This window comes from Rhodospirillales bacterium, assembly GCA_020638175.1.
Classification (GTDB): Bacteria; Pseudomonadota; Alphaproteobacteria; order Micavibrionales; family Micavibrionaceae; genus JACKJA01.
In genome coordinates this window covers 643,427-668,048 of the sequence record JACKJA010000002.1, presented here as the reverse complement: position 1 = coordinate 668,048, position 24,622 = coordinate 643,427, and the positions used below count along the sequence as shown (strand labels likewise).

14 protein-coding genes and 2 tRNA genes are annotated in these 24,622 nt (G+C 50.9%); 9 read left to right on the top strand and 7 right to left on the bottom strand.

What is annotated here, in order from left to right:
* Nucleotides 1-179 precede the first annotated feature (179 nt).
* Nucleotides 180-8,930, bottom strand: coding sequence for a right-handed parallel beta-helix repeat-containing protein (locus H6868_03235; protein ID MCB9988330.1), 8,751 nt, complete (start codon nucleotides 8,928-8,930; stop codon nucleotides 180-182).
* Between the two features lie 465 nt (nucleotides 8,931-9,395).
* Between H6868_03235 and H6868_03230 the strand changes: the two genes are divergently transcribed.
* Entirely contained in the window at nucleotides 9,396-11,144 is a 1,749-nt protein-coding gene (locus H6868_03230; GenBank protein MCB9988329.1) for a ShlB/FhaC/HecB family hemolysin secretion/activation protein, read from the top strand.
* 108 nt (nucleotides 11,145-11,252) lie between these two features.
* On the opposite strand, the gene nhaA is transcribed toward H6868_03230, so the two are convergent.
* The 3 genes from nhaA to H6868_03215 all read right to left on the bottom strand — a co-directional run bounded on the left by nhaA (nucleotide 11,253) and on the right by H6868_03215 (nucleotide 16,645).
* Nucleotides 11,253-12,422, bottom strand: a complete 1,170-nt coding sequence (nhaA, locus tag H6868_03225) for a Na+/H+ antiporter NhaA (protein MCB9988328.1) — start codon at nucleotides 12,420-12,422, stop codon at nucleotides 11,253-11,255.
* 124 nt (nucleotides 12,423-12,546) lie between these two features.
* Nucleotides 12,547-15,972, bottom strand: coding sequence for an acyl-[ACP]--phospholipid O-acyltransferase (locus H6868_03220; protein MCB9988327.1), 3,426 nt, complete (start codon nucleotides 15,970-15,972; stop codon nucleotides 12,547-12,549).
* Nucleotides 15,959-16,645 carry an alpha/beta fold hydrolase gene (locus H6868_03215; GenBank protein MCB9988326.1) on the bottom strand — a complete coding sequence of 229 codons (687 nt, stop codon included), beginning with the start codon at nucleotides 16,643-16,645 and terminating at the stop codon, nucleotides 15,959-15,961. Before H6868_03215 ends, H6868_03220 begins: the two co-directional genes overlap by 14 nt.
* Nucleotides 16,646-16,837: 192 nt before the next feature.
* On the opposite strand from H6868_03215, the gene H6868_03210 reads away from it, so the two are divergent.
* The 5 genes from H6868_03210 (at nucleotide 16,838) to H6868_03190 (ending at nucleotide 20,571) form a co-directional block, all read left to right on the top strand.
* Nucleotides 16,838-17,788 (top strand): cation diffusion facilitator family transporter, encoded by a 951-nt coding sequence (locus H6868_03210; protein ID MCB9988325.1) that lies wholly within the window; start codon nucleotides 16,838-16,840, stop codon nucleotides 17,786-17,788.
* Nucleotides 17,789-17,861: 73 nt separating this feature from the next.
* A complete protein-coding gene (locus tag H6868_03205) occupies nucleotides 17,862-18,677 on the top strand; it encodes an SAM-dependent chlorinase/fluorinase (GenBank protein ID MCB9988324.1) in 816 nt (271 codons plus the stop codon).
* 52 nt (nucleotides 18,678-18,729) lie between these two features.
* A tRNA-Gly gene (locus tag H6868_03200) sits at nucleotides 18,730-18,803 on the top strand.
* A 268-nt stretch (nucleotides 18,804-19,071) separates the two neighbouring features.
* Nucleotides 19,072-20,247, top strand: a complete 1,176-nt coding sequence (tuf, locus tag H6868_03195; GenBank protein ID MCB9988323.1) for an elongation factor Tu — start codon at nucleotides 19,072-19,074, stop codon at nucleotides 20,245-20,247.
* Between the two features lie 36 nt (nucleotides 20,248-20,283).
* Nucleotides 20,284-20,571 carry a hypothetical protein gene (locus tag H6868_03190; GenBank protein MCB9988322.1) on the top strand — a complete coding sequence of 96 codons (288 nt, stop codon included), beginning with the start codon at nucleotides 20,284-20,286 and terminating at the stop codon, nucleotides 20,569-20,571.
* A 241-nt stretch (nucleotides 20,572-20,812) separates the two neighbouring features.
* On the opposite strand, the gene H6868_03185 is transcribed toward H6868_03190, so the two are convergent.
* Both H6868_03185 and H6868_03180 read right to left on the bottom strand, forming a co-directional pair.
* Nucleotides 20,813-21,574: a DUF4145 domain-containing protein gene (locus tag H6868_03185; GenBank protein MCB9988321.1), complete on the bottom strand. Its 762-nt coding sequence runs from the start codon at nucleotides 21,572-21,574 to the stop codon at nucleotides 20,813-20,815.
* Between the two features lie 71 nt (nucleotides 21,575-21,645).
* Nucleotides 21,646-21,721: transfer RNA gene (locus H6868_03180), tRNA-Trp, on the bottom strand.
* Nucleotides 21,722-21,898: 177 nt separating this feature from the next.
* Here H6868_03180 and H6868_03175 point away from each other — a divergent pair.
* Nucleotides 21,899-23,191 carry a hypothetical protein gene (locus H6868_03175; protein ID MCB9988320.1) on the top strand — a complete coding sequence of 431 codons (1,293 nt, stop codon included), beginning with the start codon at nucleotides 21,899-21,901 and terminating at the stop codon, nucleotides 23,189-23,191.
* 31 nt (nucleotides 23,192-23,222) lie between these two features.
* Here the strand turns inward: H6868_03175 and H6868_03170 are convergent, their stop codons facing one another.
* Entirely contained in the window at nucleotides 23,223-23,438 is a 216-nt protein-coding gene (locus H6868_03170; protein MCB9988319.1) for a helix-turn-helix transcriptional regulator, read from the bottom strand.
* A 112-nt stretch (nucleotides 23,439-23,550) separates the two neighbouring features.
* Here H6868_03170 and H6868_03165 point away from each other — a divergent pair, with 112 nt between their 5' ends.
* Nucleotides 23,551-24,066, top strand: a complete 516-nt coding sequence (locus H6868_03165; GenBank protein ID MCB9988318.1) for a hypothetical protein — start codon at nucleotides 23,551-23,553, stop codon at nucleotides 24,064-24,066.
* Complete coding sequence (locus H6868_03160) at nucleotides 24,066-24,545, top strand: hypothetical protein (protein ID MCB9988317.1); 480 nt, start codon at nucleotides 24,066-24,068, stop codon at nucleotides 24,543-24,545. The genes H6868_03165 and H6868_03160 overlap by 1 nt, the downstream gene beginning before the upstream one ends.
* The last annotated feature ends 77 nt before the right edge of the window (nucleotides 24,546-24,622 follow it).

The following is a 24,622-nucleotide window of genomic DNA, read 5'->3' as shown; positions in this document are numbered from 1 at the left end:
TTATTCTTGTTTTTCCAGACACCTTTTATTCCCGCCGGGGATATCCTTACAAAATCCCCCCCTCATCGCAAGAATTTTACATGAATATGACCAAAAAAGCTGTGCGGCCTTTAACCCTGATAAAAAAACAAGCCCCTGAAATCAGGGGCTTGTTCATCAATTCAGATATATTCAAATTCCTAGAAGGTCGACTGGCAAGCCGAAGCATCGTTCAGGATTTCATCCATACCGGTCCCGAAGTTGTAGTTCACAACCCCGCCAGCCCCGGCATTGGCTATAGCATCACCCCAGCACGTTTCATTTACGCCTTCACCAGCAGCCGGAGCGATACCCGCCAGCTCTTCCGCCGTCGGTTCACCTTCGCCGCCCGCAGCCGGAGCAATGCCAGCCAGGAAGGCCGCTTCGTTACCCGGGATGATCGGCAGACCACCCACAAGCGCTACGCTGACCTGATTGGCAGCAATGTTGAACGGATCAAAGCTCTTCAGGATATCTTCTTCTTCAATATCCGGAATAACGTTCGCCGGCGTTCCTACGAAAATCTGACCACGGCCATTTTTCAAAGGATCATCAGCGTCCCAGAGACGGTTTTCAATCGCCGCCAGTACACCGGCCGGAATGTGGCCGTCGCCATCCAGATTGTCGGCCGGTACGAAGCCATCCCAACTGACCTGCATGCCATCGATCACAATCGGCTGACCGAAGCAGTCAAGGATCGCACCGTCCTCAAACCGGACATAGTAGGCCGTTCCCACCGGACGGGTGATGAAGCCGCTAAAGAGCGTTGCCCCCAGCGTTTCACCCACGATGGTCAGGCTGTCCGGTTTGTATGATTTGGCCAGATCGAACTGCATGCCGGTGACGTAGTCATAGCCTTCCGGCAGAACATAGTCCGGGTTCACGATGAAGCTGTTCGGGCGTTCCAGATCAGACAGATCAATCTTGCCGCTTTCGAACCGGGCGCCGGTCGGGTTATCGATAAAGGTGTTGCCTTTCAGAACAACGTTTTCATGGCCGTAACCTTTGACGTATAAACCGTTCGATCCGGAATTTTCGACCGTGTTCCCGAAGATGTAAGAGTTGAAGATCCCTTCATACTCGCCACAATCATCGCCACAGCCGTAGTTATACTCTTCGCTGACCAAGGCCAGTGAAACCTTTTCTTCCGGACCGCCGCGACCGTAACGACCAAAGTGACCACCTTCGTTGGCAATCAGCAAGATGCCGTTGTCACTGCTGTCTTGGACGTGGTTAAAGCCAACCATCAAGTCTACGGCTGTTTTCTTGTCTGCTTCGACCTGAATACCATCATCACCTGATTTTTTCACATCGTTACCAATGATCGAGATGAAATTATGGTTTCCGCCAAAGCCGCCATAAGGCTGCGGACCGTAGAGAGACAGAACCGGGCCACCAAATTTCCCTTGGGATTCCGGATTGTCGACTTTAACGACGATCCCGTCATCACGAGAGAACACAACATCATTCCCCATAATGGTGATGAAGTTGTTTACGCTGCCCCCGTTGGAGCCGCCACCGAAGTCCAGCGTATTGAACACAACCGGACCGCCATAGCCGCCTTTGCCGCCTTGGCCACCCTTGTTCTCAACGTTTACATCAATGCCGTCATCACCGGAGAATGCAACTTTATTTCCTGCAATAAAGATGGTGTTGGTTGTTTGATTGTTGCCGCCGCCAAAGCCCGGTCCTTCAAAGCCCAGAGTCCGGACATTAAAGTCATTCGGAATCTGTTGTTGTTGCTGACCGCCCTTGGTTTTCACATCGACGTCAATCCCGTCATCGCCGGAGAATGCTATTTTGTTCCCCAGGATTTTGATGGTGTTCGCCGTGTTTCCACCTTTGCTTTCGACATCAACATCAACGCCGTCATCGCCGGAGAACGCAACATGGTTGTCAGAGATGATAATGGTGTTTTTAGCGCCGTTATCGTTCCCGAAGCCCGGTCCCTCAAAGCCGAAGCCAAGAGTTTTGGTTTCCGGGTAAGGATAGCCTTCGTTGCCGCCGGCATTTTTGCTCTTCACGTCAACCTGAATGCCATCATCGCCAGAGAAGGAAACATAGTTACCGTCAATCTTGATGAGGTTATACAGACCACCTTCAGAGCCGCCTTCGTTGTCAAAGCTGTTCAGGCTCAGGAATTGTTGCGGACCGCCACCAAAGCCATCGCCCTGATGTTCGCCATCTTTCGGTGCAATTTTGACCAGAATACCGTTGTCACCAGAGAAGCTGACATGGTTGTTCAAAATTTCAATGTGGTTGTCAGGCTGGTCAAAGCCACCGCCGAAACCGCCACCAAAGCCTTTCAGGGCAAAAACAGGCGGCATGGATTCACCGCTGGTCCCGGAGGTTTTCAGGTTCACTTCGATCCCGTCATCGCCGGACTTGGTCACGTTGTTGTCAGCAATCTTGATGTACAGTTTTTGGCTGTTATCCTGATTGTTGTTTTGGATCGGTCCACCAAAGAGCTGGATCGACGGCCCACCGAATTTCTCATCTTTATAATGTTTTTCTTCAGCCGTGTTGACGACAATGCCGTCATCGCCTGAATGTTCCACATTATTGTCTACGATGATGATCCGGTTGGTATCATCATAATTACCCAGTGTCTGGATCGAAAGACCGCGGAACTTCACATCATCATTATGATCGTCATGACCGCCGATAACAACCTGGATGCCGTCATCGCCGGCACGGCTGATTTCGTTGCCTTTAATCAGGATATCTTCGGCGCCCGTTACATGGATACCGTCTTCCCCGACAGAGCCGATAGTTTTCTTGAAGTAGCCATAACCGTGGCTGTCGCCCAGAACGTCGTTGTACTTGATAGCGATATCTTTGCCGCCTTCGACGTAGATCCCGTGACGGCCCGCGCCCAGCTTACCATTCGAACCATGGTGTCCCAGAGCTGCCGTGATATCGTTTCCGATGACCAGAAGATCGCTGCCGTTTTCGACATGGATACCGTCGCGTTCAGCCCCCATTACACCATAGTGATGGCCCAGGCTGGCGAAGATATCATTCCAGCCAATCAAAACATGATCGCTGTTTTCGACATTGATGCCATCCTTACCGGCACCGGTAATGTCGTTTTTCTTGATCTCGGCATGATCGCTGTCGGACACTTCGATCCCGTTGTCACCGGTGTTGTGGATATAGTTATCCCAGATTTCAACGCGGTAGTTTCCATCAACATCAATCCCGTCACGACCAACATTACCGATGTGGTTGCCCCAGATGTCAGCATGATGGCCGCTATCGACGTTGATACCGTCCCAGCCAACATTGTGAATCGTGTTGTAAGCCACATCAACGTAATCCGACGGATTAACCTTGATACCGTGTTGTCCAACGCGGTCGATCGTGTTGTGTTCGATATCGGAATAGTCAGAATTCGACAGGTAAATCCCGTTTTCTTTCACATCTTCGATCGTGTTGTGATGAATATCGGCCTTGTCGGAATTCCAGACATAAATCCCGTTGTCAAACGCATCATCAACTGTGTTGTAGTCGATTTCGACTTCACGGCTGTTTCCAACTTCGATGCCGTCACCATGGGTGTTGGCACTGTAGTCGTGTTTGTTGATCTCGTTGTTGGAAATACGGGCCTTGTCACTGTTTTGAACGTTGATCCCGTCACCGTCGGTTTCATCAATATCGTTGAATTTGATCAATGCACGGTAGCTGTCGGATACTTCGATCCCGGTGCCTTCCGTGTTATCAATATTGTTCGACCAGATTTCGACATGATCGTTGTTCTTCACATCAATCCCGTCATCGCCGGTGTTGTAAACGGTGTTGCTCCAGATTTGACCGTGATGGCCGTCATCCAGTTTGATCCCGTCATCTTCGGTGTCATAAACCGTGTTACCGGTGATATCAACGTAATCGGACGGATCGACGTAGATCCCGTTTGCGCCCGTATCATGAACGGTGTTACCCGCGATATAGACACCATCGACATTGGATACTTCAATCCCGTTATCGCCGGTGTGATGCACGTGGTTGTTGGTAATATCAACATCCACGCCGCCCGCGATATAATCATGGACATCAATACCGTCGCCCACGCCGCTGTCGATATCCTTGTTCCCATCAATCAGGATCTTGGCATTGTTGTAGAAGTAACCTTCCAGATGGATACCGTCGAGGTGACCGTAAATCTTGTCGTTGTCGGTAATCCAGAGCTCAGCATCATCAATGTTGCCTGAATGGACGATACCGTGACCGTTTTCACCCTTGATCAGTTTGTTCTGGGTGATCGTGATGTCATGACGGAAACCGGATGCTTTTTCGGTAAAGTTGATCCCGTTTGCACCCCCAACGATTTTGTTCTTCTTGATCAGGATTTCCTGTTCGCTGTACGGAGGAACGGCGTCGCCGTTGCTGGTTTCCGCGTCGAACAGAACGCCGTCATTCCCGGCATCAACATCGTTGTAGCTGATTTCAACCGTGGACTGCCCCATGATGTTGCCCAAGAAGGCAATGCCATTGTCCCATGCGCTGATCTTGTTTTCATCATTCCAGCCCCCAATCAGGATTTTTGCAAAATCACCGATTGTATTAGAGAACTGAATCCCGTCGTCTTTTGCGCGGATGAAGTTGTCAGTGATGGAAATGTCCGCATTACCGGTGATCGGACCGGCAAATTCGATACCATCATCGGCCAGGCGATGATCGCCGCCGAAATTCTCATAAACCGTACCACCAACATTCCAGGCAAAATAGCCCAGACGGTTGCCATCAATGCTGATATCGGAACCATCGCCAATTTCAGCATCGAAGTGAATGCCATCCAGACCAGACGTTCCGCCCGGACCAGCATTACCGGCCACGCGGATGATGTTGGATGCGCCGCTTTGGAAATGAGAGGTACCATCGCCAATATTGACGGTTGAATTGCTGATCGTCCCGTCAAAGAAGATACCGGCACCGACAGCATCGTTGTTTTCGTTGGCGCTGATAATGTTGTCATGAATGTTCAGGACACTGCCGTTGCTGATTGTTCCGCCGAAGAATATCCCGTGGTCGTCCGCATGGATGCCATGGTTATTCCCTACGATCGTAATATTGGAATTGATGATCGACGGATTGAAGTCAGGACCGGAGAAAGAAATCCCGTTCGCTCCCGCAACGATTTCCGGGTTGTTGGCGATATAAACAATCGTGTTTTCCAGCGAACGGTCAAACTCGATCCCGTCATCCAGAGCGTAGATCGTGTTGTTCGTGATCGAAACACCGCGGGTGGAGTTAACGCTGTGAATATCAATGCCGTTATCGTTGTCTTCGATCCCGTCGCCAACCGGATCCAGTTCTTCACCGAACTGGTTGTTGTCGATATTCAGGAATGCTGTGTCGCTCAAAAGGTCATAAATGGCAAACCCATCCTGACGCCCCTGAATCAGATCGTTATTTGTAACATTGATGTCGGCGCTGCCACCGGTTCTGCCGGCCAGAATACCCCACAGACCAGAGATAAAGCCGTTCCCATCAATATTGATCGTGGCGTGCATTGTTGTGTACGGCGAGAACAATTTACCGTTCAGCGCAATACCGTTGCCGTTTGTCCCGTGGATATCCGGGTTGTTGCTGATGTTAATCAGGGTGGCGTCATTCCAGATGTTCGTGAATTCGACCCCGTCATCCATGGCGAAGACGCTGTTGCCGGTGAAGTTAACCGTAGCGTTGTACACATTTCCGAAATGTGCCCCGTCAACCAGCATCTTGTCAACGTCCGTCCCGAACGTGTTATCCGTGATATTCAGCGTATAACCGTTGTTTACCGTGCCTGTCAGCACCCCGGTCGTGGCGGACCCCTCGAAGGTGTTCCCCATGATATTCCCGGTGGACGCGGCGTTACCTTCAAGGTAGATCGCGGCTTTAGCGGAATTTTTGAACGTATTGCCGTCAATCACCAGCCCGTTGGCCCCTACGCCCGTCGCCGTTACAGCGTAATCTGCGCCGCCGGCATCAACCACAAACGGATCGAGGTTGAAATTGTATTCATCAACGGAAATCGTGCCGTTCAGCGTTGCGCCAAAATAGCCATCCAGTTTCAACTGGTGCTGATTGATCGTCAGGTTTTCGTTATAGGTGCCGCCCAGAGCATAAATCGTGTTCTGACCAGACCCGGTATTGGAGATCGCATCAATCGCGTTTTGCAGCGATCCGCCGTTGTACTGATTAATCTCAATCGTCCCGGTACCGGTGGTGTTTACGCTGTCGGCATCGGCGCTGTAGAACACATCGTTATTATTAAATTTGATGTTTCCGCCTTCGGCGTCAATATCGGCCCCGGTATCAAGAAATACGCCATACGTCGCATTTTGACCGCTGAACTCTCCCGTATGAACCAGAATATTATTGCCGTTTGAGTCGATCGAAGACCCGGCATTCATAATGAAGTCACCGGCGCCGCCATTATCGGAATCCGCGTTAAATGTTGCGTTGCCGTTTGTTTCCACGCTGGCGCCCGCCGCGAAGATAATATCGTCTTCGGCATTGGCGCTCAGGGTACCGAACGAGTTGGTTCCCATAAAGGTCAGATCGTAAGGACCGGCCGGAATTTCGGTATTAAAGATTGTCGTACCGAATGCCGTCGCATCCACGTTAGAAACGAACAGGTTGTTGTCCGTGCCGCCACCGGCCAAACCGACAGCCAGCGTTCCCGCGGTGATGTTGTCCAGTTCAGCCTGGCTGATGTGGAAACCGCCATTGTTATCGCCGACCGAAACATCGCCTTCCGAGGTCCGGGTGAACGTTACAGTCCCCGTACCGTTATTGGCGTCAATCATGGTCGTTGCGAAATTATCGGCGTAATCGCTACCGGCAAACAGAATGTTTCCGGCACTGTCAATCGTTGCGCCGCCAACTCCGTCAACAAATTCAATCTGGTTGGTATCGCCCAGACCGACATTCGCATCGGCATCTGCCACGAACTTCATGTCGCCGCCCGTTGTCGTTACACTGACATTCGTCCGGAACACGACATCATCCGCAGCGTTTGCTTCCAGTGAATGGAACACGTTCGTGCCGGCATCAAATTCGACATCCGCGCCGTATGTATTGTTGTTATGCTCATCAACCGAAGCGTTGTTCAAAGCGTTCAGCTGTACCAGACCGGCGATGCTGCCCGTTGTGTCAATATCGGCAACGTTGATCTCGGTCGTTTTGCTGGTGGCTGCGTTGGCATCACCAACGACCAAAGCGCCCGCAACAATCCGGTCAATGGCAGCCTGGCTAATCATCATATCGCCAGCGCCAGCGCCCAGACCAATCGTCCCGCGCGTAGAACGGGCAAAGGAAACTGTTCCGGCCCCGGCATCCAGCGATGCCCCGGCGCCGATGTAGAAATCATTGGCCCGGATCGACACATCACCGCCGCCGGTATTAACGGTGCTGCCATTCTCAAACCATACATAGTAAGGAGAAATCGCACCCGCGCCTGCCAGAGACGTCAGATTCAAATTCAGGCCTGCGCCGCCGACAACCAGATTTGCCGTTTGCGTTCCAAATCCCGTGGCATTGGAGCCATCATCGCCAATAATAACGTCATCATTTGCGATTACATTCCATGTCCCGCGCGATACTGTATCAAATCCGCCGCTGCTCAGATCACCGACAATGATGACATCGCCGTCACCGGCGCCCGCAGCATTCGTCGTGGTGAATGTGCCACCACCGATCAAAACCGGACGGATAGAGGCAATAAAGTCAACCGCGGACATAGAACCACAAGCCCCGCCCACACCGAAGACACAAAGATCAACCGGGTCCACCAGAACTTCGCCGTCCTGACCGACTTTAAATGTACCGTCAACAATTACATGATTGCCCGACACTTCGATAAAGCCGCCCATAGCCGACGCCGCTCCATGGAAAGAAATGCTGTCCTGACCAATCAGTCGGATATCACCCAATGTGCCATCCGCATTAATTTCAGCCGTATCGGCGATATCCACATTCTGGCCGTTGACGCTGATCTCGCCCCCTTCGGTGCCAGATGCGTCCATTTTACCCGCAACAGAAACGGTTCCTTTATTGCCGCCGGACAGGATGATTTTTCCGCCTTTGACTTCAACGGAAGATACGTCAACCACGCCTTCCATATTGATAACATTATCAACAATGTCTTTTGCCGCAGAGACCGTCATCGTGACAACCCCGCCCTCGGCATTGATTTCTCCACTGTTTTGCAACAGCGCATCGGCCAGTTCGCCATCTACGGCCACTTCCATCAGGCCATCGCCATACAGATCAACCGTTACGGTTTCACCGGCTGCAAACGCAACCTTGCCCAGACGCGCGTTGATAACGCCGCGGTTGCTGACCAGCGGTGACACAAAAGCCGCCAGACCTGCTTCGGCGACATTGATCGTCCCTTCATTAATGATAGAGCCTTCACCGAAATTACTGAAGACCGGATCAGAACCCGCCATAAAGGCGCCCGGATTCATCATGTCGCCCGTAGACGTAATGATAGAACCCACATTGATCGTCGCATCTTTCCCGAAGAACACGCCGTTATTATCAATGACAATAACCGTGCCGTTTGCATTCAATTGGCCCAGAAGGTAAGCCGGATCAGCTTCGTTATCGATTGCCGCAAAAATCGAACCGCTGTTTTGCTGATGAATGTTGACCGTTTGGTGTGCCCCGATATCCAAATCCCCCCGACCGATCGCCCGGCTCGTATTCTGGGTGATGTTCGTAACATCCGGTATGGAAATATCCGTGTCAAAGCTACCCGCGACCTGATCGAGAACCCATGCATGATCCTGTGCCTGTGCAGCCGGACCCATTGTCATCATTCCCGCCGCCACAAGCGCCGATGTCGACAAAAGCTTTTTCAGCCTCTTGCTGGTTACGCGAACGGATTGATCTTTTTGCTCTTTTGAAATTTGCGCGGTCATTTGGGCACCTTCCTTCTTTAGTAGTGTCTCTCTAATTGTGTTTTAAAAACTATGTCTTTTACCTTTGAAGTCTCCGGCTCCGGTCACGTCAAAACCTCGCCTTCCCCGAACGGCCCTTATCACTTTCCAGAAGCAAAATGCTCCCCCTTCAATACCGGAAAGTGCATGTGCGACCATCCACTTCAAAATCTTAATGTAAGCAATTGCTATATAATGCTGTTCTCTGGAATGCGCAAGATATGTTAACTATTAATTAAGACTTTATTTGTCACAAATTGTTACATGACACCTGAACCCTGCAGGAACCTTGACGTTTTCATAAATAATAAAAATTTTGCGAGGGGTTGGCTTTTCTTTAAAAATGCAGCAATATATGGAAGAAGATTTTTAACTTGTGTAATTTTCTATAAGTTTTAGTATCCGACTGTTCATCCACGTTACATATTTTACTTTGGGATTAGTATTATGAGACAGACCATTTTGTTTGGACCCGCGACGCGCCGTTTGTTGTTGGCCGCCGTTGCTTCCACCGCACTTGTTACCGGCCTTGCCTCTGTTGCAAAAGCACAAGTGCCTGAATCACAGACAGGCATCGCAGGTGCCGGTCGTGTTCAAGAACAATTCATCGAGCAACCCGCCGCGCCGCGCCTTATGCCGCAAATCGAAGTGCGGGAATTGAAAATTCAGGGCGCACCGGAAGGTTCCGATAAAATCAGCTTCCGTCTGGACAGCATCGCCGTTGAAGGCGTATCGGCCTATTCCGACGCTCAAATCACCAGCGTCTTCGCCAACCGTCTGGGACAAACCATTACGCTGACCGATCTTTACGGTATCGCCGCCGACCTTACACGGAAATACCGTAATGACGGTTATATCCTGACCCAGGTTGTTGTTCCGCCGCAAACTATTGAAGGCGGCGTCGCCCGACTGCAGGTTGTCGAAGGTTATATTAATAAAATCGACGTGCAGGGCGAAGGTGAAGAAGACAGCGCCTTGAAACTGATCCGCGATTACGCCGGACAAATCAATACCAACGGCGCTTTGAATTCGCGTGATCTGGAACGCGCTCTGCTGCTGATTAACGATCTGCCGGGAATGAGCAGCCGGGCAATCCTGAGCCCATCACGGAATCAGGCCGGGGCTGCCGACCTTCTGGTTTTGGTCGAACGTAAAGACTATGATGCACAGATCAGCGCTGACAACTTCGGCAGCCGTTATCTTGGGCCGCTTCAACTGGGCGCGTCCGGGGCTGTGAATTCGCTGTTTGGCATTAACGACAAAATTTCGAGCCAGTTGGTTCTGGCGCCGGATCCAGGTGAAGGTCTGGAACTGGCCTACCTGTCCATGGCATACAAACAGCCCGTCTGGAGATACGGCACCACGTTTGAACTGTTCGGCAGTGCCACCACCACCGATCCGGGGTTTGACCTTGACCCGTTCAATGTCAAAGGGCGGTCACACTATTTCGGGGTTACCGTCGAGCATCCTTTCGTGCGCTCACGCCTGTTCAACGTGAATGGTCACATTACTCTCGACCACCGCAATGTTACCACACGCAACGATTTGGAACCTACACGTGAAGACCGTATCCGGGCTTTACGCGCCGGGGGTGATGTCGAGTTTCTTGACCAGTTACTCGGCGGATTCGGCTACAACATCCTGAGCGTCGAAGTGTCTCGCGGACTGGATATCCTGGGTGCCAACAATTCGGGTGACACCAACGTATCTCGTCCGGCAGCAGATTTCACATTTGAAAAAATGGAAGCTGAAGCCCAGCGTTTGCAAAAAATTACGCCAAAATTGAACTTGCTTATGGGCGTCAAGGGCCAATGGACAGCCGATGCCTTGCTGAGCTCTGAAGAATTCGGCGTTGGCGGGATCAATTATGGCCGGGGCTTTGACCCGTCCGAGATCATCGGGGATAACGGCGTTGTCGGTAAACTTGAGCTGCAATGGAATACGCCTTATGAAATCACAGGGCTGGACACCTATCAGTTATTCGGGTTTTTCGATGCCGGTCGGGTCTGGAACGAAGATGCAACCACCAGCAGTCAAAAACGTGATTCCGCATCATCTGCGGGCTTGGGTGTACGGGCTGAAATGCTTGCCAATACCAAGGCCGGTTTCATGGTTGCCTTCCCGCTGAACCGGGACATCCAGACACAGCGTGACCGGGATCCGCGCTTCTATGTGAACCTGAGTAAATCGTTCTAGGCGACACAGAAGATAACACTTTAAAAAACCGCTTTTCTCCAGAAGAAGGGCGGTTTTTTTATAGTGTCACAGAGATTACAGGGGTTTTGGTTTTCTAAAGCCGACCCTTTAGGTCTTCTCTATCCCGGCTGTTGCCCTCGACAAGATGCCCCAGCCAGCCAACCCGGACAAAAGGGATCCCGCCAAAACACCGATCCGAACCGATTCAGCATTATCAATACGGGTAAAGGCCAGTGTGCCGATAAACAAACTCATCGTAAACCCAATCCCTGTCAGGACCGCCATACCAAAGAACTGCGGCCATGTTACGCCTTGCGGTAAACGACAAAACCCCAAAGCTACGGCGACGGCAGTGAATGTCATTACACCAACAGGCTTGCCTATGAACAATCCGGCCATAATTCCCAATGTAATGGGGTGGCTCAAACTTTCCCAGCCTACACCGGCTAAAGACACTCCGGCATTTACGAAGGCAAAAATAGGTAAAATTGCAAGGTATACCCATGGATAGATCGCCTTCTCCAGAACTTTTAACGGCGGTTTATCCTGTTTGTTTTTTGAATGCAGCGGAATAAACATACCCAGAACGACACCGGCCAGCGTGGCGTGAACACCAGACTTCAGCACACATACCCATATAAATATCCCGACCAACAAGTATGGTCCCAAATTAGTCACTTTCATCCGGTTTAAAACAGCCAAAATAGCAACGCCGGATCCAGCGAGTGTTAAAGATAACAACGACAAATCAGAGGTATAGAAGAGTGCAATAATCAAGATTGCGGCAATATCATCAATGATCGCTATCGCTACGAGGGTTACGCGCAAGGATTTGGGAATGCGATCGCCTAACATCAAAATCACCCCCAGAGCAAATGCAATATCGGTTGCCGCAGGAATAGCCCAGCCCTCTAGGCCTACACCATGATGATAGTTAATCAGAGTATAGACGAGCGCTGGAACAGCCACACCGCCAAACGCTGCCACAGCTGGTAAAATCATTTTTTCAGGACGGGACAGATGCCCTTTGAGCAGCTCATATTTCACCTCTAGCCCCACCAGCAAGAAGAATATTGCCATCAACCCGTCATTAATCCAGAGCAATAACGGTTTGTCGATGGCCAGCGCCCCTATCTGGACAGCGACGGGTGTGTCTTTCAGGGCATCATACAAACCGCGGAAAGGAGAGTTTTCTACGAGCAGGGCTGCGATCGCGGCTAAAACCAACAAAATACCCGGCGCTGTCTTCTTCGTGAAAAATGCTTTTATCTGTGACATCCGATCCCCATTCCCAAAAATAAAAATCCGGGAATTGTCCCCGCGAACTTTTTCATTCCGGAATCATGCAGGGCTATGAAGCGCCGGTCAAGCGCGAAAGAAACCGGAATATCGAGAACAAACCTTAATCCGCTTTGACCAGCATTTCCGCCACCAGATTCTGGACGCCGGTATAATCCGTCTTGCCGGTCCCCAGCAATGGCAGCTTATCGACCACTATAATATTGCCGGGAACGGTCAGTGCCGTAATACCGTGGACACTGGCATAGGACGAAAGATCACCGCGTTCGGCGCCTTGCTGCGTGGTCACAAGAACAAGCTGCTCGCCTTTCCTCTGGTCAGGGATAGCCACAACAGCATGGTCGGCGTCAGGATAAACGGCCTGCGCCATGGTTTCGACACTGGTCAGGGATATCATCTCCCCGGCAATTTTGGCGAAGCGTTTGGCGCGGCCCAGAATTTTGACATAGCCTTCTTCGTCAATGTCGACGATATCGCCGGTATCATGCCAGCCTTCTTCCGGCGGTTGCAGCACGCCGGGATTATCGGCCATATAATAACCCAGCATCACATTGGGACCGCGAACGAACAAACGCCCGCCCTCTTCCACGCCCGGCACCGGATCAAGGCGGTATTCCAAGCCGGGGAGCAAGCGCCCCACCGTTCCGGCCTTCTGATGCATGGGAGAATTGACCGCAATCACCGGCGCCGTTTCGGTTGCGCCATAGCCCTCTAGGACCCGGACACCAAAACGGTCCGCATACAGACGGCGGGTTTCGTCTTTGACTTTTTCAGCCCCGGCAAAGATGTAGCGCATACGGTAGAAATCATACGGATTGGCCATGCGGGCATAGCCATTCAGGAACGTATCGGTACCGAACATAATCGTGGCGTTTGACGAATAAACCAGCTCGGCCACGATCCGGTAATGCAGCGGACTGGGATAGAGGAAGGTTTTCACCCCTGACAACACCGGTAACAGTGTTCCCCCCGTCAGGCCAAAGGAATGGAACATCGGCAGGCAATTAAACACGATATCCTGATTGTTGAAATCAACGCGCGACGAAAGCTGGACAATATTGGTCATCAAGTTCACATGGCTGAGGACCACGCCTTTGGGCTCCCCTTCCGAGCCGGAAGTAAACAGGATCACGGCGGGGTCGTGCGGATCGACATCCTTGCCCCGGTGCAGCCGCGCCGGCGACGTTATAAGTGCCTGCAGCTTGTCCGCCCAGCCGATCTCTTTGCGGATATCCTCCAGATAAACGATGTTCACCTGTTCCGATAGCTGTTCAACCGTTTCGGTCAGCCGCCCCATTTCCACAAAGCGGCGTGATGTAATTACCGTGTTAACCCGCGCTGTGTTACAGGCAGACAAAAGCGCCTTGGTCCCGGCTGAAAAATTCAACATTGCCGGAACGCGGCCATAGACCTGAAGCGCAAAAAAACTGGTCAAGGCCGCGATAGAGTTCGGCAACATCAATCCGACATTTTCACGCCGCTTGGTCAAGGCCGCAAATTTCATTCCCAAAACGACCGATCCGCGCACCAGATTTTTAAATGGCATCGGTTTGCGCTCAACATCCTCGGCAATGATGGCCTTGTCACCATTGATACGCCGGGCCGTCAGAAGCGCCTGATACAGCGTTTGTTCACGGTCGCGGGTCATGAACATCATATGCTCCATGACATCATAAAGGACACGGCCCGCGGCTTCACGCCTTGCTTTGCCCTTGATTTCTTCGGGCAGGGTAAACTGCCACGGCTCCAGGATCGTAATCGTAATTTTGGGAAAACTCTTCAAAGGAACTTTCCCTTTCAGGCGGGCAAAAGGTGTGTGCTGGACGCCGTCCAGACGCACCGGCAAGACTGTTGCTCCAGCCTTGTCGGCGATCATCCCCGGCCCTTCATAGACCTTCATCAGTGCGCCGGTTTCGGTCAGGCGCCCTTCCGGGAAAATCACACATTGCTTGTCTTTTTCGACTTCTTTAATCAGGGATTTCAGCGAAAACGGATTGGTCGGATCAAGCGGGAAAAAATTTACCAGTTTGCTCCATGGCTTAACCCACCACCACTCTGCAACACCGGAATTCACGGCAAACATCGGTTTGCCCGGCAGGAACGCGGCCAGAAGCGGCGCATCGAGGAATGACACATGGTTGCCGACAATCACAACGCGTTTTCCGGCTTTTTCGAAATTCTCAAGACCGCGCACTTCGACCTTGTAAAACAGTTTTAAAACCGCTTGCAGGAAGCTTTTCAGCAAATAATCCGGCAGAAGTTTGCAGATGTACAACGCCACAAAGGCATTGGCGATGGCAAAGGCCAGAAACAGTTCGCGAATTTCCCAGCCGCGCACGATCAGAACCGCGGAAATAGCCGAAGACGCCGCGATAAACAGGGCATTTATGATGGCGCTTCCCGCCAGAACGCGGGCGCGGTGATCTTCGGGGGTATGATGCTGGACCAAGGCGCTGAGCGGCACAACAAACAGCCCACCGCAAAAAGCGATCATGAAAATGTCGACGATAATCCGCCAGTGCGCGGCAACCGCTAGAAATTCCCAAAAACCGGCCAAGGTGCCATCAGCGACTGTCAATCCTCCAGCAAAGTACAAATCAATGGAAAAAACCGTAATACCCAGTGCAGCAAGTGGGGCATAGACGGCTTCGACCCGGCCCCGCAGCAAACGGTTATTTAAAAGCCCCCCGGCGGCCACCCCCACAGAAAACAGCGTAAGGAACAGCGTTAGCACCCGTTCATTCGCCCCCAGCGCTTCCTGCGTATAGTTCGGGAGCTGGGCCAGAAACACACCACCAAGGAAGTAAAACCAGGCAATACCCAAAATGGCCTGCCGGATGAAGAGCTTTTGCTTCACAAGGTAGCGCAAGATATCAAATGTCTCGGTCAGCGGGTTGTAATCAAATTTCAGGTCCGGCGCTTTGGGCGGCGCGGGCGGGATAAAACGGCTGGCGCCGTAGCCCGCCGCCGCGATCGCCAGCAGCATGGCAGAGACAATCCACACACCGCCGTTCAACGTCACCAGCGCCGTCCCGGCGATTGTCCCCATCAAGATTGCCAGAAACGCACCGGTATTGATAAGGGCGTTCCCCCCAATCAGTTCTTCGGTTTCCAGATGCTGCGGCAGGATCGAATACTTGCTCGGCCCGAAGAAGGCCGACTGGGTGCCGAGCGCGAATAACACGGCAAATGAAAGCACGACAGAACCGCTCAGGAGCGCTGCCGCGCCGAGTGTAGCAATTCCAATCTCCGCCAGTTTAACGATGCGGATGACGCGCTCTTTCGGATATTTATCCGCGAGCTGGCCGCCCATCGCGGAAAACAGGATAAAGGGCAAAATGAACAGCCCCGCCGCCAGCGTCACCAGCAGTTTTGGATCGGTATCCGCCTGCATCCCCACGCCGTAAAGCAGCAGAACCACCAGTGCATTTTTGAACAAATTGTCCTGAAACGCGCCGCCGAACTGCGTGATAAACAACGGCAAAAACCGGCGGTCTTTCAAAAGCGTAAACTGGTTATGAGGTTTCATGATTAAACGCCCCCTTCTCCAAGAAACATAATATCTGCCGATGCACAGCAGGATCCCAACCCATAAAGCCGTGCATCACCGGAATTACGATGTGATCTTTCATGCCCTCGATATATGTGCTGCCGACACTGACACAGCCATCATGATCGTCATGAATACAGGCTTTGCCCAACGGATACATCCAGTTTTGCGTGCCCGCAATCATCCCCAGATCGTACCAGAGCTTTACTTTATCTCTGGCCCGCACCTCTGTGGTCAATTCCTGTCCGGCAGGACCAAAAAGCCACTGATAAAGCGGGCTATCCTTCAGAAAATCCGCGACTTCGCTACCGCCATGCGGGGTGCCCAGCATCACCGCCCGGCCCATTTTATCCTGCGGCAGGCTTTCCCGGTTTTCTCCCAGATAAAAGCCCGTCACCAGCCCGCCCATTGAATGCGCTACAAAATGCACTTTATCCGCGCGCTCCCATATCTGTGCCGCCGTCAGTTGTTCCTGCAGCCAGCGCGCCAGCGTTTTTATATCGTATTTACGGGACGGATAGCTGAGATTCAATGTCTCGTAGCCCGCCTTTTGCAAAGCTTTTTCTACGAACATCATGTTCCACAGGCTATGCCCGATCCCGTGCAAAAGGACAACGGTTTCAATGCGCTGGGTACGCTCTGCTTTTTTCATGAGGGTTTGTTCACTCTACCTGAAGAAATGCCGGTTTTATCTATAGCACACGGCTGCGCCCTGTTCACCCGCCAAATGTTCCGAACTTCAGTTTAAAGCCATGTCTTTTGCCCACGAAGAAACAAACCGATCGTCTGTTTTTCTACATTATCTGTCTTGTTCTCTGCCCGCTGTCCCCTTATGATCGCGGGCATGAGTGGATTACACGCACACGATCATCAGGCGGACATCGTCCTCAACCCCCGCATGGCCTTGGTGGCCAGCCGCGCGGCGGTAACCATTGTGACGATTTTGATCGTCATCAAGACACTGGCCTATATTCAAAGCGGATCGGCCAGCGTGCTGGCCTCATTGACGGATTCGGTCGGGGATGCCGCGATCTCCCTGATGTCCTGGTTCGCCGTGCATTTGTCACTGAAACCGGCGGATAAGGAACACCGGCACGGTCATGGTAAAGTGGAAGGACTGGCCGCTTTGTTTCAGGCCGCGTTTTTGTCCGGGGCCGCTGTCTTCCTGTTTTTTGAAGCCCTTGAGCGTTTCACCAACCCGCAAGCGGTTGTCGATCATGCCCTAGCTATCGCCGTTATGGCTCTATCAACCGTGATAACGTTGGCTTTAGTCGCCATCCAAAGATGGGCACTGCGTCAGGCGCCCTCGCTGGCGGTCGAAGCTGATCGTGCGCATTATTCGATGGATATTCTGACCAACCTGGCGACACTGGGCATTTTGCTGGCACTATCCTATGGCGCGCCCCAATGGATCGACCCGCTTTTTGCCTTGCTGATGGTCGTATATTTCCTGTTTACCGCGTGGGAAATTGGCGGCAAAGCCATGGATATGCTGCTGGACCGCGAATTGCCGGAAGATATCCGCAGCAAAATTCTGGCGACAGTCAGGGAACATCCCAAAATTGTTTCCGTTCACGACCTGCGGACCCGCGCCTCGGGCATGAAGATTTATATCTATTTCGATATCGAGGTTGATCCCGATTACTCGCTCCGTAAAGCCCATGGCGTGGCGCTTGATGTCGAACGGCAACTCATGCGCGAATTTTCAAACGCGGAGATCATGATCCACGTCGACCCGGCGGGCATTCCCCATGATGAAAGCCGCCACCGGAATGTGCCGGACGTGCACGAATAAAGCTTGCTTTTTTTCCTTGGGAACGGCTAAGACAGCGCTAAGAGATTTTTCTACAAACAGGGTGTGTTAAATCATGAATACTGATACCAAAATCGTTTACGTCATTGCCGATTACGGCCCGACATCCGATCTGGCGTTTGCCGAGGTCACGCAAAGATTATTTACCGAACTGGGCGATATGTCGGTCCACGTCAAGGAATATTCCGTACCGGCGTTCGACACGATCGCCACCGGATTTGTGCTGGCGCAGACCGCGATGAACAGCACGCTGGGCAGCCGGCACCTGTTCTTTGTCAATACGGCGCCGCGCAAGGATAAGAAAGAAGCCCGCATCAATAACGAGGGCGAAGGTCTGGTTTATGCACGGCTGACAAACGGGATCGAGGTTGTCGCCGTCAATAGCGGTTACTCCCTGACCTTTATCAAGCCGATGGCCGAAGAAATTCGCGCGGTTAAGGTTCCCAACGACGGCACCCAGTTCCGGTCCCGCGATCATTACCCGGCCGCGCTGGGCGCGATGGCCCATGGCCGGATTGAAAGTTTGCTGGGCGCCGATGTGCGTCACACCGTGCCGGACCGCGTACCGGACCCCTGCGTGGTTTACACAGACGGTTACGGCAACCTGAAATGCATTGTCGACGAGGACTTGTTAGCCGATCTGACCGGCAAGGATGTTACGATCGAAATCAACGGGCGCGAGCGTATGGTTCGGGTCGGCACCGGGATTTTCGATGTGATGGACGGCCAGTTCTGTTTTGCCCGCGGTTCGTCAGGCTGGACGCTGCCAAACGGCAAAAGAGTGCGTTTCTGGGAAGTCGTTTTGCGCGGCGGGAATGCGGCCAAAGAATTCGGGCATCCGCCGGGCGGCATAAAACTTTCCTGGCGGTAAAGGGATTGATTTTTATCCGATAACCGATTATTGGTAGCCGGATATCAAGGATGCGGGTGTAGCTCAATGGTAGAGCAGCAGCCTTCCAAGCTGAATACGAGGGTTCGATTCCCTTCACCCGCTCCATTTTCCTGCCCCGCCACCCGCCTTTCGTTCTGGTGCGCCGAAGAATAAGCGCTGGCGTTCTGTCTGCCTTTTCCACTCAATTTCCTGCAAAAAATCCGTTGACACTTAGGCAAAACTTTTTTAAACCACCAACACGCCTTTTCCTTTTGGGACGGGCGGGCTTTGGTATGAATTAACCGCCAAGGCGCGAGGATGCCTGAAACGCAATACATGGAAAGCGTTCTGGCGTCTTGGCGGTTCAGGTTAAAGACAAAACGAGGAGTAAATTATGTCGAAGGAAAAGTTTGAGCGGAATAAGCCGCATTGCAACATTGGAACGATTGGTCACGTTGACCATGGTAAGACGACGCTGACGGCGGCGATCACGAAGTATTTTGGCGAGTTCAAGGCGTACGACCAGATTGATGGTGCGCCGGAAGAGCGCGAGCGCGGGATTACGATTTCGACGGCGCACGTTGAATATGAGACCCCGAACCGTCACTATGCGCACGTTGACTGCCCGGGACACGCCGACTACGTGAAGAACATGATCACGGGTGCGGCGCAGATGGATGGCGCGATTTTGGTTGTGAATGCTGCTGACGGTCCGATGCCTCAGACACGGGAGCACATTTTGCTGGCGCGTCAGGTTGGTGTTCCGGCTCTGGTTGTGTACCTGAACAAAGTTGACCAGGTTGACGATGAAGAGCTTCTGGAGCTGGTTGAGATGGAAGTGCGTGAACTTTTGTCTTCTTATGAGTTTCCGGGCGATGACATTCCTGTGGTTAAGGGTTCGGCTCTGGCCGCTCTTGAGGGCCGCGATCCTGAGATTGGCGAGAACTCGATCCGCGCGTTGATGGAAGCTGTTGACAGCTTCATCCCGCAGCCGGAGCGTCCGAAGGACCGTCCGTTCCTGATGCCGATCGAGGATGTGTTCTCGATTTCTGGTCGTGGTACGGTTGTCACGGGCCGTATTGAGCAAGGCGTTGTTAAGGTTGGTGAAGAGATCGAGATTGTCGGTATCAAAGACACGCAGAAAACGATCTGCACGGGTGTTGAGATGTTCCGCAAGCTTCTGGATCAGGGTGAAGCCGGTGACAACGTTGGTATTTTGCTGCGTGGCACGAAGCGTGAGGATGTAGAGCGTGGTCAGGTTTTGTGTAAGCCGGGCAGCATTACGCCGCACACGAAGTTCGAAGCGGAAGCTTACATTCTGTCGAAAGATGAAGGGGGCCGTCACACGCCGTTCTTCACGAACTACCGTCCTCAGTTTTACTTCCGTACGACGGACGTGACGGGCGAAGTGAAGTTGCCGGAAGGCACCGAGATGGTGATGCCGGGCGATAACTGCAAGATGACGGTCGAGCTGATTTGCCCGATCGCGATGGATGAAGGTCTGCGCTTCGCTATCCGCGAAGGCGGCCGTACCGTCGGCGCCGGCGTCGTCGCTAAAATTATTGAGTAAGCGATAAGCTTATAAAGTATTCAAAAGCCCCTCTACATGAGGGGCTTTTTTATTGCCTCCCTTTCCAAAAAGGTTTATGAAAAAGTTGAAAGAAAGGGAAAGATAACGATAATGATTGCAGAAATTTGGACAACAGAAAAGCCTTCTAAACCTAAAGAATCTTTTCATTTCGTGGCAAATCCTCACCCGGAGGAAGCTGAGCGACAAGCTCTTATGGGATATGGGTCGCGCGCTTCATATCTCACTGTCGACTTTGCACAAAATCCTCACCCGGAGGCAGCAGAACGGGCCGACCAATTGCAATACCGTAAAAAAACAATCTAGCTTTTTGTGAAGAAAGACGCTAAATAGGGACACGTTTGTTTCTAGGGGTGTAGCTCAGTTGGTAGAGCGACGGTCTCCAAAACCTCGGGTCACTTTTTCAGAAAAATTGAATGGTTGTGCACTGTAATCGTTTGTTTTCAATGGTTACGGCGTTTTTATTGCGCCCGTTTTCTGGCCAAAAATTCCGCAATCTTTTTGCTCAAGGTAACGCAGAGGTAACGAATTGGTGTTATTCGCAGTATTATCCGGCAGGACCTTTCTTTTTATTAACCTGTTTTGCTTTGGCATGTAATTTTTTTGCTTTTGGGTCATAGATTTCTGTGAGGACATGCTCTAAAAATTCATATGCATCCATGACATCATCAAAAGTAACTTTGCTATGACTATGACTGCCTGCGTTTCCAAGCCATTTAATGGCCAGTAACAAATCCTTTAGTTCAGCATACTTGGCAGGCAAAAGGTTTACTCGTTGATGAAGGCTGATAAAACGCCGTTTGCCTTTTACCACATCAAATCTTTTAATTTTTAATTCCGTCATTAAATGCTCAACAGCAATACGGATAGAGTTTGCAGCAGCATCGGGAGATGAAAATAAAAGGGAAAAGGATTCGTACACTGGATCGGAAACTGATGAAGGACAGGAATCCGGTATAGAAATGATCCTCAATGGTGGTTGAAAATGAAGCGGTCGGAAAAAATCTTCCCAAACTTGGTCTGGAAATCCTTGGTCATCATAAACTACATCAAAATCAACAAACCCTCGTCCCGATAGAGATACAGCTTCTGCACATTTATCGTTCGTACATCTGAGAATGCATGAAAACACGTATTCTATCCATTCAGGCTCCCATTCTGGGTGAGAGTGATCCCGGGAGCAAGCACTTTCATTCTTTAAAAAAGTGTCATCTTTGATCCGGAGTACCCCTCTCTCACAAGTGGGGCAAAGCCAATCGGGAGTACGATTTATTGTAAATGATTTCTTCAGTTCTTTTCTGTCCAGCATGTTGCTTATTATATCAGATGATGCGTTTGTATACCAAACGCTCGTTTATTAGAAAGCACACCGGCTGAAAATGGCAGGGGCGACAGGATTCGAACCTGCGACTTTCGGTTTTGGAGACCGACGCTCTACCAACTGAGCTACACCCCTACGGGCCTCTTAAGGCGCGGTTATTCTTACTGTTTATTATCTGGAATGGCAAGTGCTTGTTGTATTAAGCAGCGGCTGTTATGCTCCTTTTTAAGCAAATTAACTAGAATTCATCGTATTTGGGGGTAGAATGTCTCTTCTCACAGGAATTATTCCCGTCAATAAAGGCAAAGAAAAATGAGTGAAAACCCTGAACAAGCACCACAACTGTCACCTGAAGAACGCTTGGCGCAACTTAAGCCTCAGCTTGAGCAATTTAGAAATGATGTAGAGGCTATCAGGGCGGGCAAGGCAGAGGTTGATGCTATAAAAACAGCACTCAGCGAAGCACGTGGGAGCGTTGATGCGGATGTTAGAGCTATATCAGATGCCAAAGCTTCATTCCAAGCATTGAAAAGACAAGCGCAAACCCACTCCAATCAGCTCAGTGAAAAACTGGAAGCACTAAATGCTCAAATTCAGGGAACGGAGGGACTTAAGAACAAACTCAGTACTGTTCTGACTGAAATACAAGAAATTAAAAATTTATCAGAAGCTGCACGAAACGGGGTTAATGATGATGTCCAGAATATTAATCAAACAAAGGCAGAGTTTGAGAACTTAAGGGGGCAAGCCCAAACACTACATAATGATTTGCAGGGTCGACAAACAGAGGCTCAGAACAAAATTGATGAGATTCACGACTTTCACAAAAAAACAAAAGAACTATACGATGAATTATTACAAGACGATCGTGATGAAAATGGAAACGTCACAGAAGAATGTGTAAACACCAAAATTCATAGTTTCTTTTCTGAAATGCAAAACTTACTTCAAGAAATGAAGGAAGAGCGTGATACGGCAAAGAAAGAGCTTGTCCAAACAAGGGAGGAACTTGTGACAGAAATTCGCTCGTTGTTGCCAGAAGCAGGGGCTGCTGGTTTGTCAGGGGCATATGTTCAGGCTAAATCAAAATATGGCATAATACCTTATGAGGGAACAGCGTCTGGGTTCAAAGGTTTTGTGCTGAGCTCTTGGCATTGGATAAAGAGTAACGCAACGGCTGCTCTCTATTATACGATGTTTATCGCTCCTCTTATCGTCATGATTGTAATGCTTTTTGATCTCTTCCACGACATTAAGAGTGATGACATTGATGAAAAAGTAATTCTGTTCCGGACGATGATTGCTGTTCCGTTGGCAGCAATTAGTTTTTTTGGCTGGTCTTCAATAAGGCTGAGCCGCCGTCTTTATGAGGAATACAACCACAAGCAACGTGTTATGCAGCTTTATCACAGCTTCAAAGAAGAAGTCGATGAACATGGAACGCAAGAACATAAACATGCGTTGCTTTCAATCATGTTAAAAGCAGTTGATGACAAGCCATCTTTGGCTATGCACAAGTATGACAAAGGTATTGAAGACTTATGGCCTTCGTTGAGTATTGGCAGTATTTTACCATTTCTTAAGGGCAAGACTGATGGCGAGTAGCTTTCATTGACGACAATTTTCTGTGGTCCGGCTACAAACTAATCGCTTCCATCAACTCCGAGGCTGTTATCTCAAACCCTTTGGCTATTTTGCACAGGGTCTCAACGGAGATTTCGCGCTTGCCGTTCTCAATGTGGCTGATATAGGTACGATGCAGGCCTGCACGATCCGCAAGTTCTTCTTGTGACCACTCGCGCTCGTTTCTTAATTTCCTGATTTTTGTCGCCAACTGCTCGTAAACATTCATACGGACAGCAAGCGACACTGTAGACTAACCGTCTACAGACGACCTGTAACAATCATCTTGCAGCGCCCCGGTATAGGCGTGTAGACTACCTGTAACTACACTGTGTCGGGTCATGACAAAATTATCAGCGCAAATGGTCGGTCGGCTTGGGGAGCTTGCAGTAGAACGCGAGCTTTTAAAGCGCGGCTGGATGGTCGGCAATTTCAACGCCAACATTGCCAATGCTGCTGCCTATGACCTGTTCGCTGTGAAGGGACGGCGGCGGGTTTGTCTGCGCGTGAAAACTACGTCAGGGCATATGATCCAGTACACAGTCAAGAGCCATGGGAGCGCTTTTAATGATCTCTCTGCCGATGATGACGGTGACTTCGTGGCTATCGTCCTGATGGAAGGCGAAGAACCGCTGGCGTTTTATCTTGTTCCGAGCACTGTTGTCGATGAAACGCTGCGGACAGCCAATGAGGAGTGGCTCCAACACCCTAAAAAAGACGGAAGCCCGCGCAAAAAGACAAATCACCGCGCTCTTGATTTCAAAGGCGATAAGACGCCATCAGCACCGCACAAGGGCATGGGCAAACGGTGGGAACAATATAAAGATGCATGGAAGATTTTGGAAAAAGGGGCGTGATGATGAATGAAAAAATTATCGAAAACATCAAACAGGATAAATACAGCCGGGAGGAATTGGAAAACCTCTATGCTAATGCCGAGCGCCTTGGGCATGAGGACGTTCTAGCCGCCGCGAAGGAGGCGCTTAAAGAAATTGACTCTCGTTCCTATTCCAAGCGCTTCATAAAGCCGATAAGAGACAAGGTGTTCCAGATCACCACCGAGATTGCCGAAGAAAACGGCTGGAGCAAGTGGGAGGACAATAAGGTTGAGAACGGCGTCAAGGTCGGCGGTCCCATGATGAACGGCGAGGAGCTTGCCGAATATTATTTTTCCTACCGACACCCGTCATGGAAAAGGTCGTCCTATCTGGCCGTGTTCCAGCACGACGAAGAAAGCCCGGTGCAATACAAAATCAAAGCCCACGATGGCGAAGAACAAACCGTCGATACAAGCGGCGAAGCGATTGCGCTTTTTCGTTCCGCAATAACCATGTAGACCTGTGTTCGTTCAGAACCCCCTGATTGCCTTGTGAAAGATTGCTGTGGCTGATGATACTCTGGGCGAGGAGAACA

What these genes read in the sequence shown, in the direction of transcription:
- H6868_03165 (MCB9988318.1), top strand. Translation starts at nt 23,551, where the DNA reads ATGACAAAATTATCAGCGCAAATGGTCGGTCGGCTTGGGGAGCTTGCA.
- H6868_03175 (MCB9988320.1), top strand. Translation starts at nt 21,899, where the DNA reads ATGAGTGAAAACCCTGAACAAGCACCACAACTGTCACCTGAAGAACGC.
- H6868_03235 (MCB9988330.1), bottom strand. Translation starts at nt 8,930, where the DNA reads ATGACCGCGCAAATTTCAAAAGAGCAAAAAGATCAATCCGTTCGCGTA.
- H6868_03220 (MCB9988327.1), bottom strand. Translation starts at nt 15,972, where the DNA reads ATGAAACCTCATAACCAGTTTACGCTTTTGAAAGACCGCCGGTTTTTG.
- H6868_03230 (MCB9988329.1), top strand. Translation starts at nt 9,396, where the DNA reads ATGAGACAGACCATTTTGTTTGGACCCGCGACGCGCCGTTTGTTGTTG.
- H6868_03170 (MCB9988319.1), bottom strand. Translation starts at nt 23,438, where the DNA reads ATGAATGTTTACGAGCAGTTGGCGACAAAAATCAGGAAATTAAGAAAC.
- nhaA (MCB9988328.1), bottom strand. Translation starts at nt 12,422, where the DNA reads ATGTCACAGATAAAAGCATTTTTCACGAAGAAGACAGCGCCGGGTATT.
- H6868_03160 (MCB9988317.1), top strand. Translation starts at nt 24,066, where the DNA reads ATGATGAATGAAAAAATTATCGAAAACATCAAACAGGATAAATACAGC.
- H6868_03205 (MCB9988324.1), top strand. Translation starts at nt 17,862, where the DNA reads ATGAATACTGATACCAAAATCGTTTACGTCATTGCCGATTACGGCCCG.
- tuf (MCB9988323.1), top strand. Translation starts at nt 19,072, where the DNA reads ATGTCGAAGGAAAAGTTTGAGCGGAATAAGCCGCATTGCAACATTGGA.
- H6868_03215 (MCB9988326.1), bottom strand. Translation starts at nt 16,645, where the DNA reads ATGAAAAAAGCAGAGCGTACCCAGCGCATTGAAACCGTTGTCCTTTTG.
- H6868_03185 (MCB9988321.1), bottom strand. Translation starts at nt 21,574, where the DNA reads ATGCTGGACAGAAAAGAACTGAAGAAATCATTTACAATAAATCGTACT.
- H6868_03190 (MCB9988322.1), top strand. Translation starts at nt 20,284, where the DNA reads ATGAGGGGCTTTTTTATTGCCTCCCTTTCCAAAAAGGTTTATGAAAAA.
- H6868_03210 (MCB9988325.1), top strand. Translation starts at nt 16,838, where the DNA reads ATGAGTGGATTACACGCACACGATCATCAGGCGGACATCGTCCTCAAC.